This window comes from Bradyrhizobium icense, assembly GCF_001693385.1.
GTDB classification, from domain to species: domain Bacteria; phylum Pseudomonadota; class Alphaproteobacteria; order Rhizobiales; family Xanthobacteraceae; genus Bradyrhizobium; species Bradyrhizobium icense.
In genome coordinates, this window is record NZ_CP016428.1 from 4814886 (window position 1) to 4832743 (window position 17858).

Annotated in this window: 18 protein-coding genes; 5 read left to right on the plus strand and 13 right to left on the minus strand. The window is 63.1% G+C overall.

Annotated features, from left to right (window positions below; genetic code table 11):
* Nucleotides 1-61: 61 nt before the first annotated feature.
* Nucleotides 62-802 carry an SDR family NAD(P)-dependent oxidoreductase gene (locus tag LMTR13_RS22830; RefSeq protein WP_065729779.1) on the plus strand — a complete coding sequence of 247 codons (741 nt, stop codon included), beginning with the start codon at nt 62-64 and terminating at the stop codon, nt 800-802.
* Between the two features lie 273 nt (nt 803-1075).
* Nucleotides 1076-2302 (plus strand): ABC transporter substrate-binding protein, encoded by a 1227-nt coding sequence (locus tag LMTR13_RS22835; RefSeq protein ID WP_065729780.1) that lies wholly within the window; start codon nt 1076-1078, stop codon nt 2300-2302.
* 170 nt (nt 2303-2472) lie between these two features.
* Here LMTR13_RS22835 and LMTR13_RS22840 read toward each other — a convergent pair whose 3' ends face one another.
* The 4 genes from LMTR13_RS22840 to LMTR13_RS22855 are packed head-to-tail and all read right to left on the minus strand — an operon-like array spanning nt 2473 to nt 6367.
* A complete protein-coding gene (locus LMTR13_RS22840) occupies nt 2473-3726 on the minus strand; it encodes a TCR/Tet family MFS transporter (protein ID WP_065729781.1) in 1254 nt (417 codons plus the stop codon).
* Nucleotides 3723-5105: a ribosome biogenesis GTPase Der gene (gene der, locus LMTR13_RS22845; protein WP_065729782.1), complete on the minus strand. Its 1383-nt coding sequence runs from the start codon at nt 5103-5105 to the stop codon at nt 3723-3725. Before der ends, LMTR13_RS22840 begins: the two co-directional genes overlap by 4 nt.
* A gap of 54 nt (nt 5106-5159) precedes the next feature.
* Nucleotides 5160-5684: a hypothetical protein gene (locus LMTR13_RS22850; RefSeq protein ID WP_065729783.1), complete on the minus strand. Its 525-nt coding sequence runs from the start codon at nt 5682-5684 to the stop codon at nt 5160-5162.
* A 29-nt stretch (nt 5685-5713) separates the two neighbouring features.
* On the minus strand, nt 5714-6367 hold the full coding sequence (locus LMTR13_RS22855) for a tetratricopeptide repeat protein (RefSeq protein WP_065729784.1): 654 nt from the start codon (nt 6365-6367) through the stop codon (nt 5714-5716).
* Between the two features lie 242 nt (nt 6368-6609).
* Here LMTR13_RS22855 and LMTR13_RS22860 point away from each other — a divergent pair, with 242 nt between their 5' ends.
* The gene (locus LMTR13_RS22860; RefSeq protein WP_065729785.1) at nt 6610-7473 is read left to right on the plus strand and encodes a hypothetical protein; all 864 of its coding nucleotides are present in this window, start codon (nt 6610-6612) and stop codon (nt 7471-7473) included.
* Nucleotides 7474-7640: 167 nt separating this feature from the next.
* On the plus strand, nt 7641-7916 hold the full coding sequence (locus LMTR13_RS22865; protein ID WP_335622032.1) for a hypothetical protein: 276 nt from the start codon (nt 7641-7643) through the stop codon (nt 7914-7916).
* A 17-nt stretch (nt 7917-7933) separates the two neighbouring features.
* On the opposite strand, the gene LMTR13_RS22870 is transcribed toward LMTR13_RS22865, so the two are convergent.
* The 5 genes from LMTR13_RS22870 to LMTR13_RS22890 all read right to left on the minus strand — a co-directional run bounded on the left by LMTR13_RS22870 (nt 7934) and on the right by LMTR13_RS22890 (nt 13603).
* Nucleotides 7934-9541 carry a class I adenylate-forming enzyme family protein gene (locus LMTR13_RS22870; RefSeq protein ID WP_065729787.1) on the minus strand — a complete coding sequence of 536 codons (1608 nt, stop codon included), beginning with the start codon at nt 9539-9541 and terminating at the stop codon, nt 7934-7936.
* Nucleotides 9542-9552: 11 nt separating this feature from the next.
* Nucleotides 9553-10374, minus strand: a complete 822-nt coding sequence (gene panB, locus LMTR13_RS22875; protein WP_065729788.1) for a 3-methyl-2-oxobutanoate hydroxymethyltransferase — start codon at nt 10372-10374, stop codon at nt 9553-9555.
* Nucleotide 10375: 1 nt separating this feature from the next.
* Nucleotides 10376-10960, minus strand: a complete 585-nt coding sequence (locus tag LMTR13_RS22880; protein ID WP_065729789.1) for an NnrU family protein — start codon at nt 10958-10960, stop codon at nt 10376-10378.
* An 87-nt stretch (nt 10961-11047) separates the two neighbouring features.
* Nucleotides 11048-11650: a hypothetical protein gene (locus LMTR13_RS22885; protein ID WP_065729790.1), complete on the minus strand. Its 603-nt coding sequence runs from the start codon at nt 11648-11650 to the stop codon at nt 11048-11050.
* Nucleotides 11651-11983: 333 nt separating this feature from the next.
* On the minus strand, nt 11984-13603 hold the full coding sequence (locus LMTR13_RS22890) for a peptide chain release factor 3 (protein WP_065729791.1): 1620 nt from the start codon (nt 13601-13603) through the stop codon (nt 11984-11986).
* A gap of 153 nt (nt 13604-13756) precedes the next feature.
* Here LMTR13_RS22890 and sugE point away from each other — a divergent pair, with 153 nt between their 5' ends.
* Entirely contained in the window at nt 13757-14080 is a 324-nt protein-coding gene (gene sugE / locus LMTR13_RS22895; protein WP_065729792.1) for a quaternary ammonium compound efflux SMR transporter SugE, read from the plus strand.
* On the opposite strand, the gene LMTR13_RS22900 is transcribed toward sugE, so the two are convergent.
* The 4 genes from LMTR13_RS22900 to LMTR13_RS22915 all read right to left on the minus strand — a co-directional run bounded on the left by LMTR13_RS22900 (nt 14072) and on the right by LMTR13_RS22915 (nt 17845).
* Nucleotides 14072-15076: an inorganic phosphate transporter gene (locus tag LMTR13_RS22900; RefSeq protein WP_065729793.1), complete on the minus strand. Its 1005-nt coding sequence runs from the start codon at nt 15074-15076 to the stop codon at nt 14072-14074. The two genes, sugE and LMTR13_RS22900, sit on opposite strands and share 9 nt — an antisense overlap.
* A gap of 14 nt (nt 15077-15090) precedes the next feature.
* On the minus strand, nt 15091-15735 hold the full coding sequence (locus LMTR13_RS22905) for a DUF47 domain-containing protein (RefSeq protein ID WP_065729794.1): 645 nt from the start codon (nt 15733-15735) through the stop codon (nt 15091-15093).
* A 252-nt stretch (nt 15736-15987) separates the two neighbouring features.
* Nucleotides 15988-16956 (minus strand): branched-chain amino acid ABC transporter permease, encoded by a 969-nt coding sequence (locus LMTR13_RS22910; protein ID WP_065729795.1) that lies wholly within the window; start codon nt 16954-16956, stop codon nt 15988-15990.
* A gap of 1 nt (nt 16957) precedes the next feature.
* Nucleotides 16958-17845 carry a branched-chain amino acid ABC transporter permease gene (locus LMTR13_RS22915; protein ID WP_065729796.1) on the minus strand — a complete coding sequence of 296 codons (888 nt, stop codon included), beginning with the start codon at nt 17843-17845 and terminating at the stop codon, nt 16958-16960.
* Nucleotides 17846-17858: the final 13 nt, after the last annotated feature.

The following is a 17858-nucleotide window of genomic DNA, read 5'->3' on the forward strand; positions in this document are numbered from 1 at the left end:
ATAACCGGCACGGAGTATGGGTCCCCGCGTTCGCGGGGACGACGTGGAGAGAGCCAGTTCAATGACCAAACCCCTCGCCTCCCGTATAGCCCTCGTCACCGGCGCCTCGCGCGGCATCGGCTATGCCACAGCCCGCGCGCTCGCCCGCGCCGGCGCGCACATCGTCGCTGTTGCACGCACGCAAGGCGGCCTTGAGGAACTCGATGACGAGATCCGAAAGGACGGCGGCAGTGCCACGCTGGTACCGCTCAATCTCACCGATTTCGACGGCATCGCGCGGCTCAGCGTGGCGCTGCATGAGCGCCACGGCAAGCTCGACATTCTCGTCGGCAATGCCGGCGTGGCCGGCCCCTCCTCGCCGCTCGGGCATATCGAGCTGAAGCCGTGGAACGACGTGATCGCGGTGAATGTCACCGCCAACTTCCAGCTCATCCGCTGCATGGATCCGCTGCTCAAGGTCTCCGACGCCGGCCGCGCCGTGTTCGTGACCTCCGGCGCCGCCAGCAAAGCCAACGCCTATCAAGGCCCCTACGCGGCCTCGAAGGCCGCACTGGACACGCTGGTGCGCTCCTGGGCCAACGAGACCGTGAGCACCAAACTGCGCGTCAATCTGTTCAGCCCCGGCCCGATCCGCACCCGAATGCGCGCCAGCGTCTTTCCCGGCGAAGATCCGATGACGCTGGATACGCCCGAGCAAGCGGCGGAATTCATCGTGCCGATGTGCGCGCCGGAGTGGAACGAGACCGGAAAACTCTACGACTACAAGAGCCGCACGCTGATGAGCTTTCATCCGCCGGCTTGAGCATCTACGAGCTCTCTCATTGTAAGCGCAGCGACTTGTCCGCCGAAGCTTTAGCCAAGGCGGAAGCAATCCATTTCGCCGCTAAACAGCCGCATCCAGGTGTTCAGGAAAGATGGAACTTTCGTAAGGGAATGGTTTTACGAAAAGAGAGTTCAAGCTGACGTCGGACGCGCGACGATAGGTGCATTGCCCGCGCTTTCGAGAACGACTATCGCAAAGCCGCTGGCAGGTTCCGAAAAGAGAGCCGGCGAACAACATTTCTGGAGGAATACCATGATAACTAAAATTGCGCGGCGCCTCGCCGCTTCCGTGGCGCTTGCCGCACTCGCCCTCGCGACGCCAGCACTGGCCCAGGACAAGAACGTCAAGATCGGCGTGCTCAACGACATGTCGAGCCTCTATGCCGACATCGGCGGCCCCAATTCGGTGGTGGCGGTCAAGATGGCAGTTGAGGATTCGGGCCTCAAGGCCAAGGGCTGGAATATCGAGGTGATAAGCGGCGATCACCAGAACAAGCCCGACATCGGCGTCAACATCGCGCGGCAGTGGATCGACGCTGACAAGGTTGACGCGGTCGCGGATACGCCGAACTCCGGCGTTGCGCTCGCCGTGAGCAATCTGGTGAAGGAAAAGAACTCGGTGCTGCTCAACTCTGGCGCCGCCACCGCCGACCTCACCGGCAAGGCCTGCAATCCCAACACCATCTCCTTCACCTACGACACCTACATGCTCGCCAACGGCACCGGCAAGGCGCTGACCAAGGCCGGCGGCGACACCTGGTTCTTCCTCACCGCCGATTACGCCTTCGGCCATGCGCTGGAGCGCGACACCGGCAATGTCGTCACCCAGACCGGCGGCAAGGTTTTGGGCGCGGTCAGGCATCCGCTCAATACCTCGGACTTCTCCTCCTTCCTGCTGCAGGCGCAATCCTCGAAGGCCAAGGTCATCGGCCTTGCCAATGCCGGCGGCGACACCACCAACTCGATCAAGCAGGCGGCCGAATTCGGCATCGTCCAGGGCGGCCAGAAGCTCGCCGCGCTGCTGCTCTTCATCAACGACGTGCATGCGCTCGGCTTGAAGACGGCGCAAGGCCTGACGTTCACCGAATCCTTCTACTGGGATCTCAACGACAAGACCCGCGAATGGTCGAAGCGCTTCCAGAAGCTCTCGCCGAAGGGCTCGATGCCCTCGATGACCGTCGCCGGCCTCTATGCGGAGATCCTGCATTACCTGAAGGCGATGGAGGCGCTCGGCAGCAATCCGCATGACGGCGCCAAGGTCGTCGCGAAAATGAAGGAATTGCCGACCGACGATCCGCTGTTCGGCAAGGGCCCGCTGCGCGCCGACGGCCGCCGCCTCATTCCGGCCTATCTGTTCGAAGTGAAGAAGCCGGAAGAATCAAAGGGACCGTGGGACTACTACAAGCAGATCGCCACCATCGCGCCGGAAGACGCCGCCAAGCCGCTCGAAGCCAGCGAGTGTCCGCTGGTGAAGAAGTGAGCAAAGAGTCGAACTGTCTATAATCGTCGTCCCGGCGAACGCCGGGACCCATAACCACCGATGTTAGTTTTGGAATGGGCTGGGGCTACAGCCTGACGCAACATCGACAGTTGGGGTTATGGGTCCCGGCTCGCGCTTCGCTTGGCCGGGACGACGGGGACAAGTCGTTGTCAAGCGTCGCGCTTGCCCGCCAGCGTCCGCCACGCAGTTATCAGCGCGAGGCCCAGCAATGCCGCCGCGAGCAGGAACGGCGCGCCCGGCAATTTCACCGGCGCCTGGTCGCTGATGAAATATGCAAAGGTCAGCGTGAACAGGAACGGTCCCGCCATCTGGGCGATGCTGTTGACGCTGTTGGTCGCGCCCTGCAACTGGCCCTGTTGATCCGGCGCGACGAGTTGCGTCGTCAACGCCTGGATCGCCGCCCCCGCCACGCCCCACAACGACATCACGGGAATACCGATCCAGAACAGCGGTCCGGTCGGAGCCGCGCCATAGATGAAGAATCCCAGCCCGCCGGAGGCCAGCCCGAGCAGCAGCGCGCGGCGTTCGCCGAGCCATTTGACGATCGGTCCGACGCCCGCCCCCTGCACCACCATGGCGCAGACGCCGACCAATGCCAGCGTAAGGCCTACCGTCTTCGTATCCCAACCATAGCGGTAGGTCGCGTACAGCACGAAGGTGGACGGCAGCACCACATGCGCGACCTGGCCAAAGAAATTCGCCAGCGCCAGGCCGGCGAGAATCCGGTTCGAGCGCAACAGATGCAATGCGCCGATCGGGCTGGCGTTTTTCCAATGAAACGGTGCGCGCCGATCCCGCGGCAGCGACTCCGGCAGGATCAGCCAGCCGTAGAGCGTGTTCGCAAAGCTCAAGCCCGCCGCGACCCAAAACGGCAGACGCGGATCCATGTCGCCGAGCAGGCCTCCGATGGCGGGACCGAGAATGAATCCGGCGCCGAACGCCGCGCCGATCTTGCCGAACACCGCGGCTCGCCGTTCCGGGGGCGTGACGTCGGCGATATAGGCAAAGGCCGTGGAAATGCTTGCCGAGGTGATGCCTGAGATCACCCGTCCGATGAACAGCCAGGTCAGCGACGGCGCCAGCGCCATCAGTACGTAATCCAGCGCCAGCCCGAAATTCGATAGCAGCACCACCGGCCGGCGGCCGAAGCGGTCCGAGAGCGCGCCAAGGATCGGCGAGAACAGGAACTGCATCAGCGCCCAGGCGGTACCGAACAGACCGAATATCCGCGCCGCCGTCGCGGTGTCGTTATCGACAAAACCCTCCACGAGCTTGGGCAGGATCGGCAGGATCAGGCCGAGCGCGAGCATGTCGAGCAGGATGGTGACGAAAATGAAGGCCGCCGCCCCGCTGCGCACCGGCGGTTGATCGTCGGCAACAGCGGTGGACGCCTGTTCGCTCATGACGGCCGCTTGCGCTTGTGCGCGAACGGATTGGCCTTTTCGCGCAGCGTGATGCGTATCGGCGTGCCCGGCAGGGCGAACGCCTCGCGCAGGCTGTTGGTGAGATAGCGCAGATAGGACTGCGGCACCGCGTCCGCACGCGAGCAGAACAGCACGAAGCTCGGCGGGCGCCCCTTGGTCTGCGTGATGTAGTTCAGCTTCAGCCGGCGGCCCGACACCGCAGGCGGCGGGTTGGCATCGACGGCCTGCTCGAACCAGCGATTGAGCGCGGCGGTCGGCACGCGCTTGTTCCAGATTGCATAGGCATCCTGGATCGCCGTCATCAGGCGATCGATGCCCTCGCCCATCAAGCCGGACACCGCGACGATGGGGACACCTTTCACTTGCGGCAGCCAGTGATCGGCATCGCTGCGTAGCGCCGAGATAAGATGGGGCTTGCGCTCCATCAAATCCCATTTGTTGACCGCGAGCACGATCGCGCGGCCCTCGCGCTCGATCAGGTCGGCGATGCGCAAATCCTGTTCCTCGAACCGGTTCTGCGCATCCATCATCAGCACGACGACTTCGGCAAAGCGCACCGCGCGCAGCGCGTCCGCCACAGACAGCTTTTCCAGCTTCTCTTCGATCCGCGAGCGTCGCCTGAGCCCTGCGGTGTCGAACACGCGGAAATCGCGTCCCTGCCAGGTGATCTCCACCGAAATGGAATCGCGCGTGGTGCCGGCTTCGGCGCTGGTCAACAGCCGCTCCTCGCCGAGCAGATGATTGATCAGCGTCGACTTGCCGGCATTGGGACGGCCGACGATGGCGACGCGGATCGGGCGCTGCGCGATATCCTCGTCCGATATGATGTCGTCGTCGTCGAACGTCTCGCTCTCGTCGACTGGCTCGGGCATCAGCGCCGCGAGCGCGTCATAGAGATCGCTCATGCCCTCGCCATGCTCGGCCGAAATCTGCACGGGATCGCCGAGCCCCAGCGCGTAGGATTCCATCGCGCCGATTTCGCCGTGCTTGCCCTCGCTCTTGTTGGCGACCAGCACCACCGGCTTGTTGGCGCGGCGCGCGAAGTCGGCAAAAGCGCGGTCGTTCGGCGTCAGGCCCGCACGGGCGTCGATCACGAACATCAGCGCATCGGCCAGGCTGATCGCGGCTTCGGTCTGCTCCTGCATCCGCGCGGTGAGCGAACCCTTGGCGCCCTCGTCGAGGCCTGCGGTGTCGATCACGGTGAATTCGAGATCGCCGAGACGTGCGCTTCCCTCGCGCCGGTCGCGGGTGACGCCGGGCTCGTCATCCACCAGCGCGAGCTTTTGCCCCACCAGCCGGTTGAACAGCGTCGATTTGCCGACGTTGGGCCGGCCGATGATGGCGATCGTAAAGGACATAAATGATCCAAACGCCCTTTTTTGAGGGCGTGTCAATCGAACGAAAACAAGAAATCAGCGCGTGAAACTGCCGCTCGGCATCGGCGCCGGGAAAGCCGACTGTTGCGAAGATTGCGCCGGCGCGGCCGATTCATCAGGCGGCGGTGCAGTGGTCCGCTTGCGCACGATCTTGGCCGGCTTGGGCGCCGGCGGCGCAGCGGCGGTGCTGCCGTCCTCCTCTGGAGCGGCGTCGGGGTCCGCAGCGGCGGGTGCGGCTGCCTGCTTGCCTTTGGACTTCGCGCCACGCTTCGATTTCGGTTCTTCCGGCGGAGGGGCCGCAGCGGCAGCCTGCGCGTTCGGGTCCTCGAGCTGCTCCTGGCGCGCACCCTTGTAGAGATCCTTCGGCACGCCCTGCTCGAGGCCCGGCACGCCTTCGGGGAACACCGGCTTGCGCTCCCCGGGCAGCTTCTTCTTGGTGTCCAGGAAGTCGAGCATGTCGGTGGGATCGAAATTGCCCAAGCCGCCGCCGCCACAGCCCGCCAGCGCGCCGGAAAGTGCGACGAGAATGGCGGCTGCGATCAAACGTTGCGGGCGGCGCATGGTCGGTATCCCACTCAACTCGTTCTCCGTCAGCTCTTGGCGACCGGCGGAAGCAGGGCCTGCAAGGCCTCGGCACGCGAGCGCAGGCTCGGCGGCGTTTCGCCGTCATTGGCGATCATATCCAGCCATTGCCGCGTCGCTGCGGCATCATTGGCGCGCCAGGCCGACAGTGCCAGCAATTCGCGCGCCGTATGGCGAAAGGTCGCGCCCGGCGCAGCCGATGCTTCGAGGCGCTCTTTCATGTTGGGATAGCTGGTGCTTTCCAGCAGCAACTGGGCCGCGCGTATCCGCGCCAGATCCCGCTCGGCAACGCCTACGCTGCGGTCAGCGGCAATCTCGTCGAACATCTTTGCCGCGGCTTGCGCGTCGCGATGGGCAACCTCCGCCGCCAGACGCAACCGCGACAGCACGCGATATCCGAACGGCGCCTTCGCAACGAGATCGGCGAACGCCGCTTCGGCCTCGGCGTGCTTGTTGGCTTCCGAAAGCTCGACCGCCTTGTCGAACGCAGCGCCCGCCTCTGCCGCTTTCTTGGCCTCCAGGTATTGGTAGCCGCGCCAGCCGCCGACGGCGGCGATGATCAAAATCAGGCCGGCAATGATCAGAAGCGAATACCGGTCCCACAGCTTTTTGAGCTGCTCGCGACGGACCTCCTCGTCTACTTCATCAAATAATTCAGACACTTAAAGGTATCCCATCCCCGAGGAATCGCAGCTTCGGCGGCTGTATCGCGCGCCCGATCCCCACATGGCCGGGCGTAGCCTATCGATATGGCGGTGGCAAGGCAAAGCGAGGCGGATCAAAGCGTTAACAGCGGCTCCCAACCGCCTCGAAATCGGCTGGCAATGTTGACATCGCGGTTCAAAGTTTGGCGTAATCCCGCCGCCTCCATTATCGACCCCTACCCGATTTTTTCAGGTGTTTCATGCCTCGCCATGCGCTGGTTTCGATGCTTGCCACAGGATTGTTATCCCTGTCCGCAGCAGCGTCACTGGCCGACGACTTCAAGCCGAGCGCGCCCGAGACGGCATTCTCCGGCAAACTGCGCCCCGATATTCTGGGCATCTCGACCGAATCGAACGCCGAATCCGCGCGCGCCATCTTTGATTCGCTGTTCAAGGGTCGTACTGACACCAAGACCGACATCCAGCAGCAGAAATTCGGCAATGGCGGCGCGAGCTACGTCGCTGCGTTGAATTTCAGCCTCCCCGCCGGTTCGAAACAGAACGGCGAGATGCTCTCGACCAGCTTCTCCTCGCCCGCGAGCGCCAACCGCGCCTATTTCATCGCCCGTAACCTGACCTTCGCACCGGACCAGCAGCCGTCGAGATCGGACATGATCAAGGAGATCATGGGCAAATACGGCGCGCCGACCATCGTCGGCGACCAGCATCTGTACTACATCTACCGCAAGGGCTCGATCATGTCGGTCGGCGGCAAGTACAAGGAAGCGACTGCGCTCGAGGCAATCGGCAAGCCGCTCGACCCAAGGGCCGCCGTCAAGCTCAACGGCGACACCGTGCGCGGCAGTTGCGTGGCAGTCGTCAAGCGCGCCCAGGCCAAAGCCAAGGAACCGAGCGCCATGTTGACCGAGGCCAAGGGCGCGAACTGCGACGGCGTGTTGAGTGTGCAACTCGTTCCGGGCAAGCTGGCCGACCGCGTCGGTATCGCGCAATTCACTCTGCTTGATGTCAAGCAACTCGTCAGCGCCGCCGCGATCGACAGCGCCGCACTCGCCGCCGGGTTGAGCGAGAGCGCGATGCCCAAAGGCAGCGCTCCGAAGCTCTAGGTCCTGTCAGGCGCCGACGGCGGCAGGTTTGGAACGACGGTAAGCGCGCTCATCGTTGACATGGCAGACGTTTTTGAAACGTCGCCGCGCAACAGGAACCTTTCCTCTGCGCTGTAATTGAATCTCCGTTACATGGAGATCAGGCAATGCGCGGATTTCCGCCGATCGTGCCGTACGGCGCCGATCAGACGATCTATCTGGTCCTGGAAGCCGGGCCGGATGCCATCGTGAAGGTCGAGCGGACTGATTTCGAAACGATCATTGCCGACCTTTTGTCGGGCCAATTCCGCGACCCGATCGAGGTCGTCGCCTTCAATACGCTTGAACATTGGAGCGAAGACTTATCGAGAGATGTCGCACGCGAAATCCAGTGCCGCTGCGACATCGAAGGGCACAAAGTTCCGGATTATCTGGAAGATTTTGTGGGCAGCCGTGTCGGTTGATCGCGGCTAGCCGATACCTACGCCGCCGACCAGATGGCGGAAGCCGCTTCGCGGAGCTGCCGTTTCATCACCTTGCCGTTGGCATTGCGCGGCAATGGGTCCGTCCTCAGATCCATGGTTTCCGGCACCTTGTAGTCCGACACCCGCTCGGCGCACCAAGCGCGCAGCACCTCGCCGCTGACGGCATTGCGCGTCACGACGACGGCGTGCACGCGCTCGCCCAGCACCGGGCACGGTTTTGCGATGATCGCGCTCTCGACCACGTCGGGGTGACCGGCCAGCACCGACTCGACCTCCGCAGAATAGATCTTGAGCCCGCCGCGGTTGATCATGTCTTTCTGCCGATCGAACACGCGGACGAAATTCTCCCTGTCGATCGAGCCGAGATCGCCGGAATGCCAGAAGCCGGCGGTAAAACTCTCCGCCGTCGCCTTCGGATTGTTCCAGTAGCCTTTGATGACGCAGCCGCCGTGAATCCAGATTTCGCCGATCTCGCCTCGCGGCAGTTCGCAGCCGTCGGCGTCGACCACGATGATGGTGGCGCCCGGACACGGCAGGCCGACGCTGTCGATATGGCTCACGACGAATTCTGCAGGCATCATGGTCGACGGCGAGGTGGTCTCGGTCGCGCCGTAGCAATTGGCGAGTCTCAGCCCCGGAATTTTCGCTGCCAACTTCTCGATAGTGGCGATCGGCATCGGCGCGCCGCCAAAGCCGCCGATCCGCCAGCTCGACAGATCGTAGCTGTCGAAATCCGGCTGCAGCAGGCAGAGATTGTACATCGCCGGCACCATCACGGTGTAGGTGATCCGCTCGTGCGCCGCCATCTTCAAATATTCCGCGGCTTTGAACTCTGGCATGATGATCAGCGCGCCGGCGCAACGGACCATAGTCATGATGTTGGCGACCACGCCGGTGACATGCCCGAGCGGCACTGCTGCGATCGAGCGATCCCCGGCGGTGAGCTTCAGGCACGACACGAACACCATGGCCGAATGAATGATGGTGCAATGGGCGAGCATCGCGCCTTTCGGCCGCCCCGTGGTGCCCGAGGTATAGAGGATCATCGCAGTGTCCTCTTCGCCGACCTCGACCGGCGCTGCCAGCGGCGCGTTGTCAGCGAGCTCGGAGAAGCGCGAAAGCCGCGGATCGTCATCGACGGTGATCCGGTGAATCACATCAGGAATCTCTCCGGCATCAGGCACGCGGTCGGCCAGCATGGCCTCGTGGATCAGGAGCTTTGCGCCGCAATCGGTGAGCACATAGGCGATTTCGGGTTTTTGCTGGCGGGTCGAAAGCAACACCGTTACCAGCCCGGCATGCGCCGCGCCCAGCATCGCGAGTACGAATTCGATTCTGTTGCCGAGCAGTAGCGCGACGCGATCGCCGCGCTGCAGGCCGAGTTTTTGAAACCCTGCTGCGATTTGCGCGGACTGCTGCGCCACTTCGCGCCAAGTCATTCGCGTGGCGCCGCAGACCAGCGCCTCGCCGTCCGGGTTGGTCGCAACCGCTTCGGCCACCATCGCGGGAATGCTCCTGGGCCGTTCGCAAAAGACCGGAACAATGCGATCACCGAAGCGCGGTTCGAGCCGCATCGCCGGAATGGAGTGCTGCGACCAGTTCATCGCGGGCCTCGTCAGCTCTTCTTCATTTCGTAGACGTGCTCAGGTCCCGGGAAAGCGCGCGAGCGCACGTCGCTTGCGTATCCCTGGATCGCCGCTTCGATCGCGGGACCGAGATCGCCATAGCGGCGCACGAATTTCGGCGTCCGCGGCGACAGGCCCAGCATGTCCTCGAGCACCAGCACCTGGCCGTCGCAGGCTGCACTGGCGCCGATGCCAATGGTCGGAATGGCGATGGTCTCCGTGATCTTGCGCGCGAGCGGCTCGGCGACCGCCTCGACCACGACCGAAAACGCCCCGGCATCCGAGATCGCCTGGGCGTCTTTCAGGATCGGATCCCAACTGCCTTGGTCGCGGCCCTGCGCGCGAAACGAGCCGAGCGTGTTGATCGATTGCGGCGTCAGTCCGATGTGGCCCATGACCGGCACGCCGCGCTCGGACAGGAATGCTACGGTTTCGGCCATCCGGGCGCCGCCTTCGAGCTTCACTGCGCCGCAATGGGTCTCCTTCAATATCCGCGCCGCGGAATGAAACGCCTGCTCCTTCGAGGCCTCATAGGAGCCGAACGGCATGTCGACCACGACGAGCGCGTGCTTCGATCCCCGCATCACCGCTCGTCCCTGCAGGATCATCATGTCGAGCGTCACCGGCACGGTGGTCTCTAGACCGTGCATGACATTGCCGAGGGAATCGCCGACCAGGATGACGTCGCAGTGTCGATCGACCAACGCGGCAGTGTGCGCGTGGTAGGACGTCAGCATCACAATCGGCTCGCCGTTCTTGCGCGCGCGGATATCCGGCGCCGTTTTGCGCTTGATGGCAGATTGAACGGACATGTTAGGCTCCAACCACGGGGACGCCGATCACGACCGGGTGGAACGCGAAGGCGAGCGCCAGATAGGCGACGAGACCGACCGCGATCGCGATCAAATCGTTGCCGGGACCTCCGACGGGAATCGGCGGGGCGCCGGCGTCGGAACGATATTTCAGCGAAATACGGTCGTAGACCGCCCATGCGAGAAACGAGCCGAACAGGATGATCGAGCCGAGATCGCCATTGGCGAGCAGATGCGTCGCCGCCCACAGCTTGATGCCCGTCAGCATCGGATGTTTCAGCGTCGTGTAGATACGGCCGCGGATGTAGGACGCGACCACCATAATGACCGCCGGCAGCATCAGCGCCACGGCGATGTGCTTGAGCGCCACTGGCGGGTTCCAGAGGTTGATCCAGCCCGTTGCGCGATAAAGCGCATAGCCCCAGATGATCAGCGCCAGTCCAGCGAACGAAGCCAGCATATAGCCGACCTTGTAGCCGCCCTCACCCGTCGCGGAGATCACCTGTGCGCGCAGCTTGCGCTGCGTGGTGAGCGTGTGGACGCCGAGGAACAGGATCAGGCCCAGGATCAACACCAGCAGTCCCATGACGTGCCTCCCGTTGCGCGGCTGGTTTTCCTGATTATCCGCGTATCATTTTAAGGGCTTGGTGCGCAATGCGCCACGCGGCTGCCGTCACGGCTTCTCCGCCTGCTTGCCTAGATCGCGGTTGTCGACGTAGCGGATCGCGATCGGCCGCCCGGCAAGCGCGCCGCCAAGTCCAGATGTGAACTTGAACGGCGTGCAGCCTCCAAGCGACGCGTTGATCGCTTTCAAATAGGTAGCGCGAGTATCTGCCGGGACGCCTGCCGTGGCATAGGTCACGCGGGGCGCCGCAATGATCTCGCCCGAGCGCTTGAAGCTGAACCGAACCGACATCTGCATGCCCTGGCGCGCACTGTCGGAAGGCGGCGGCGACCAGCAGGAGCGCAACGCCGCAAAGAGGTCGCCGATCGTATCGAGATCATGGTCCGGCTTCCGGTATTTCGCGGCCTGATCCTGTGGAGGTGCGCTTTCGATCGTGAGTTGCAGATTCTGGCCGTACGGATAATCGATCTCGGGAATGCAGGGACCCTCGTTGAACACGCTGCAAAATGACGGCGTGCACGGCTGGCCGTCGAGCACGCTGCAGGGCGCGTGCGAAAATGGCGTGGCGTCGATCTGACGCCGCGACTGGGCGTCGGCGGCGCTCATCCCGACGAATGTAGTGATCAGGCAGACGATGATGCACCGAAACATGCGGCCCTAAGTCCTAAAAGGCGACCCAACTAAGCTGATGCGCGCCTCGTCCCGTATCAAGGCGGACGGTGTTCACATCCCTGCGTTCATGGCGGATAGTTCCGCAATCAGGGCTTTCTCGCTGAGCTGGTCGAGGACGCCGGCGGTATAGAGCGAAGATCAGGCCACAGCTTCAACCGTCATCACCCACCAACGGGTCGCGCGAATGCGCGCCCGATGACAGGCTCCGTCGGGTAATATTCCAGAGATGGTGGTGATTAACGGATAAGCCGCGGCGTACTGGGTCCCCCGCTTTCGCGGAGGACGACAATGGAGGCTGGGGCGACAGCGCCCCTACGCCTTCTTCTTCACGTCCTTGACGTTGGAGAAGGTGATCCCCTCGGCGCGCTCCCTGGTATAGCCCAGGTAAAACTCGTTCTTGGCCATGAACACGGGATCGCCGTCGACGTCGTCGGCGATGCCCGAGCCGTTGGCCGCGATGAAGGCGTCGAGCTTCTTGCGGTCGTCGGACGAGACCCAGCGCGCGAGCTGGAATTCCGAGACCTCGAACTCCACGGGCAGCGAATATTCGGCGTCGAGACGCGCCTTCAGCACGTCGAGCTGCAGCGGACCGACGACGCCGACCAGCGCCGGTGCGCCGTCACGCGGCCGGAACACCTGCACCACGCCCTCCTCCGACATCTGCTGCAGCGCCTCTTTCAGCTTCTTCGCCTTCATCGCGTCCGTCAGGCGCACGCGGCGGACGATTTCCGGCGCAAAACTCGGGACGCCGACGAAGGTGATATCCTCGCCTTCCGTTAGCGTATCGCCGATCCGCAATGTACCGTGGTTCGGAATGCCGACGACGTCGCCGGCAAAGGCTTCATCGGCCACCGAGCGGTCCTGGGCAAAGAAGAACTGCGGCGACGACAGGCTCATGTTCTTGCCGGTCCGCACCAGCTTCGCCTTCATGCCGCGGCTGAGCTTGCCGGAGCACAGTCGCGCGAACGCGATGCGGTCGCGGTGGTTCGGATCCATATTGGCCTGGATCTTGAACACGAAGGCGCTCATGCGCGGCTCGGCTGCTTCGACCTTGCGCAAATTGCTGTCCTGCGCGCGCGGCGCCGGAGCGAACTTGCCGAGCCCTTCCAGGAGATCGCCGACGCCGAAATTGCGCAGTGCGCTGCCGAAATAGACCGGCGTGAGATGGCCCTCGCGAAACGCCTCCAGCTCGAACGGCTTGCAGGCTTCCGACACCAGCGCAAGTTCGTCCTTGATCTCGGCGACGTCGAGATTGGGATTGCGGCCGGCGAGATCGGCGATATCGATCTGCTCGGTCGCGCCGGTCTTGGCGCCGCCGCCTTCGAGCAGGCGCACGCCGCCGTTGACGACGTCGTAGGTGCCAAGGAAGTCGCGGCCGCGGCCGACCGGCCAGGTCATCGGCGTGGTGTCGAGCGCCAGCGTCTTCTCGATCTCATCCAGCAACTCGAACGTATCGCGGCTCTCGCGGTCCATCTTGTTGATGAAGGTGATGATCGGAATGTCGCGCAGCCGGCACACCTCGAACAGCTTTCGGGTGCGCGCCTCGATGCCCTTGGCGGCGTCGATCACCATGACCGCGGAATCGACGGCGGTCAGCGTGCGGTAGGTGTCCTCCGAGAAGTCTTCGTGGCCTGGCGTGTCCAGCAGGTTGAAGACGAGACCTTCGAACTCGAACGTCATCACCGAGGTCACAACCGAGATGCCGCGCTCGCGCTCGATCTTCATCCAGTCGGAACGGGTATTGCGTCGCTCGCCCTTGGCCTTGACCTGCCCCGCCAGATTGATAGCGCCGCCGAACAGCAGCAGCTTTTCGGTCAACGTGGTCTTGCCGGCGTCCGGGTGGGAGATGATCGCAAACGTGCGCCGGCGCGCCACTTCATCGGCAAGCGGCGATCGGGAGGACGATTCGGCAGTGAGGGCAATATCGGACATCGGGCTGAGCGTTTGGCAGGGAAAACCGGGCTAATCAAGCCTCATTTGGTGGTTGCGAAGGCCGCTGGCCAGTCCCATATCGGCAACGGAAGGACGGCCTTCCAACTCAGAGCTCATCCGCGGGGACGACCCTGCCTGGTTCGGAGGGTTGTCATGGCGTGGATCGTATTGTTCGTCGCCGGGCTCATGGAAATAGGCTGGGCGATCGGCCTCAAATATACCGAAGGTTTCACGCGGCTTGTTCCATCCGTCCTGACGCTCGCCTGCATGGCAGGCAGCATCCTCCTGCTCGGTCTTGCCTTGAAAGCTCTGCCGATCGGAACCGCATACGCGGTATGGACCGGTATCGGCGCGGTCGGAACGGCCATCCTGGGCATCGCGCTGTTCGGCGAGCCTGCGACCGCCGCCCGGCTCGCCTGCATCGGCTTGATCGTCGCCGGCATCGTCGGGCTCAAGCTTGTCACCGGCTCAGCGTAGCAGAAGCACGGCCCAATAGGTCAGCGCCGCAATGATCCCGGAAGCCGGGATGGTGATTACCCAGGCATAGACGATCGAACTCGCCACATTCCAACGCACCGCCGAGACTCGCCGCGCCGCGCCGACGCCGACGATGGAGCCGGTAATGGTGTGGGTCGTGGATACGGGAACTCCGAGATAGGTCGCCATGAAAAGGGTCGCTGCCCCGCCGGTCTCGGCGCAAAAGCCCTGCATCGGCGTCAGCTTGGTGATCCGGAGCCCCATCGTGCGGACGATCCGCCAGCCCCCCATCAACGTGCCGAGCCCCATCGCCGCCTGGCAGGAGATCACGACCCAGAACGGGATGGCAAAATCCGCCCCGAGGTAGCCCTGCGAATACAAAAGCACCGCGATGATGCCCATGGTCTTCTGCGCGTCGTTGCCGCCATGGCCGAGCGAATAGAACGACGCCGAGACGAATTGCAGAATGCGGAAGGCGCGATCGACCGCAAACGGCGTCGAGCGCACCGACAGCCAGGACACGATCGCGACCAGCACCAGCGCCAACAGGAATCCGACCAGCGGCGACAGCACGATCGCCAGCAACGTCTTGGATAGACCGCTCCAGACCGCCGCGGAAATGCCGGCCTTGGCCATGCCGGCGCCGACCAGTCCACCAATCAGCGCGTGCGAACTGGACGAGGGAATCCCAAGGCCCCAGGTGATCAGGTTCCAGACGATAGCGCCGATCAGCGCCGCGAAGATCACGGCCGCATCGACGACATCGGGTTCGATGATCCCTTTACCGATGGTGTTGGCGACGTGCAGCCCGAACACGAGGAAGGCAATGAAGTTGAAAAAGGCCGCCCAGGCCACCGCATAATGCGGCCGCAGCACGCGGGTCGATACGATCGTGGCGATCGAATTGGCGGCGTCGTGCAGGCCGTTGAGGAAATCGAACAGCAGCGCGACGCCAATCAAGAAGACCAGAATTGGAAAAGCCAGGGTGGCGTCCACTGAATTGGCCCGCCCTATACCTGTTCGATCACGATCGAATTGATCTCGTTGGCGACATCATCGAAGCGGTCGGACACTTTTTCGAGATGCTTGTAGATCTCGGCGCCGACGACGAAGTCCATCGAATTGCCGTTGCGGTGCTTGAGAAACAGCTCTTTCAGCCCGATGTCGTGGAGATCGTCGATACGGCCCTCCAGCTTTCCGATTTCCTCGGTAATGGCCGTCAGCATCGCAACGTTGTTGCCGATTGATTGCATCAGCGGGAGCGCGCGGCTGACCAGATTGGCGCACTCAACCAAAAGCGTGGCTATTTCGCGCATCGGGGGTTCGAACGTGCGGACCTCGAACAGCACTACCGCCTTCGCGGTCTGCTGCATCTGGTCGATCGCGTCGTCCATCGACGTGATCAGGTTCTTGATGTCGCCACGATCGAACGGGGTAATGAAGGTGCGGCGGACCGCGGTCAGGACCTCGCGCGTGATGCCGTCGGCGTCGTTTTCGAACTGATTAACTCGCTGGCAGAATACCGGCGTCTCCTCGCCGCCGCGCATCATGTCCTGCAGCGCCAGCGCGCCCTGCACGACCGTCTGGGCGTGGCGGGCAAACAGGTCAAAAAACCGCTCCTCCCTGGGCAAAAAGGCACGAAACCAGCGCAACATCGGTATTTTCCGTCGGTCAGAAATGGCCGCCGGGCGCGGCCTGTCACAAAACTGTCATAGACCATTCGGGGAGAAAGCGCGCAACGGCAGGCCCCGGGAACCAGGTCATCCACCGCTTTTGTGGAGCGTTCGCCGGACGCTGCGCGGCGTGCAACGCTGCGCTGCTGAGCCGGGGTCCATCCCGCCGCGCAAAGATGGGTCCCGGCACTGCGGAGCAGCGCTGCACGCTGCACCGCATCCGGGACACGAAATCTACAGCGATCGACGGAAATAATGCGCGATTTCGCCGATGATGCCGCGGCGGAACGTCAACACGCAGGCCACGAAGATGACACCCTGGATCACCGTCACCCATTGGCCGAAACCGGCCAGATATTGCTGCATGGCGATGATAACGAAGGCCCCGACGACCGGACCGAATACCGTGCCGAGGCCGCCGACCAGCGTCATCAACACGATTTCACCCGACATCGTCCAGTGCACGTCGGTGAGCGAAGCATTCTGCGCCACGAACACCTTCAGCGAGCCGGCAAAGCCCGCAATCGTTCCGGAGAGGATGAAAGCGAGCAGCTTGTACTGGTCGGTCTTGTAGCCCAACGAGATCGCGCGCTGTTCGTTCTCCCGGATCGACTTCAGCACCTCGCCGAACGGCGAGTTGATGGTGCGGTAGATCAGGAGGAAGCCGCCGAGAAAGCCAGCCAGCACGACGTAATAAAGCACCGTCGGCTTGGAGAGATCGAATATTCCGAACAGACGGCCTTGCGGAATGCCCTGGATGCCGTCTTCACCATGGGTAAACGGCGCCTGCAGGTAGATGAAATACAGGAGCTGCGACAGCGCCAGCGTAATCATCGCAAAGTAGATGCCCTGCCGCCGAATGGAGATAAAGCCGGTGACGACCGAGAGCGCCGCAGCACCGGCGACGCCGACCAGAATCCCGAGTTCAGGTGTGAAACCCCAGACCTTGAGCGCATGCGCCGAGCAGTAGCCTGCTGTCCCCAGGAACATCGCGTGGCCGAACGACAGCAGGCCGCCATAGCCGATCAGAAGGTTGAACGCGCAGGCGAGCAGCGCGAAGCACAGCGCCTGCATCACGAAGAACGGGTAGATTCCGCTCATTGGCACCAGGCCCAGCAGCACCGCCATCGCCGCGAACATGATCATCTCGTCGCGCATGGCGCGCGGCGTTACCGGCAGTGTGTCGTCAGTCAATGCGCTCATGTCAGGCAGTCCGTCCCGTCAGTCCCGTTGGCTTCACCAGCAACACCAGCACCATCAGGACGAACACCACGGTGTTGGAAGCTTCGGGATAAAAATACTTGGTCAGTCCCTCGATCACGCCGAGCGCAAAGCCGGTGATGATCGATCCCATGATCGATCCCATGCCACCGATCACCACCACCGCGAACACGACGATGATCAGGTCCGCGCCCATCAACGGCCGTACCTGGTTGATCGGCGCGGACAATACGCCGGCCAGCGCCGCCAAGCCGACGCCGAGGCCGTAGGTCAGCGTGATCATCCTGGGCACGTTGATGCCGAAGGCGCGCACCAGGGTCGGGTTTTCAGTTGCTGCACGCAGATAGGCGCCGAGGCGGGTCTTTTCGATCAGGAACCAGGTGGCAAGGCACACCACGAGCGAGAAGACGACGACCCAGCCGCGGTAGATTGGCAGGAACATGAAGCCGAGATTCATGCCGCCCTGTAATCCGCGGAACCCACCGACCTCCGGATAATCGGGAATGGCGTACGGCAGGCCGGACGAGCCGAAGTAATTCTGGAACACGCCCTGCACGATCAGCGCGATGCCGAACGTCAACAACAGCCCGTAGAGGTGGTCGAGACCGGCCAGCCATTGCAGCATGGTCCGTTCGAGGATCATGCCGAAGATGCCGACGGCAATCGGCGCGATGATCAGCGCCCACCAGTATCCGATCCCCGTGAGGTGCAGCAGAAAATACGCGCAGAATGCTCCCATCATGTAGAGCGCGCCATGGGCGAAATTGATGATGTTAAGCATGCCGAAGATCACGGCGAGCCCGAGACTGAGCAACGCGTAGAACGATCCGTTGATCAATCCCACCAGGAGCTGGGCGTAGAGAGCTTGCATCGGTTTCGCACTC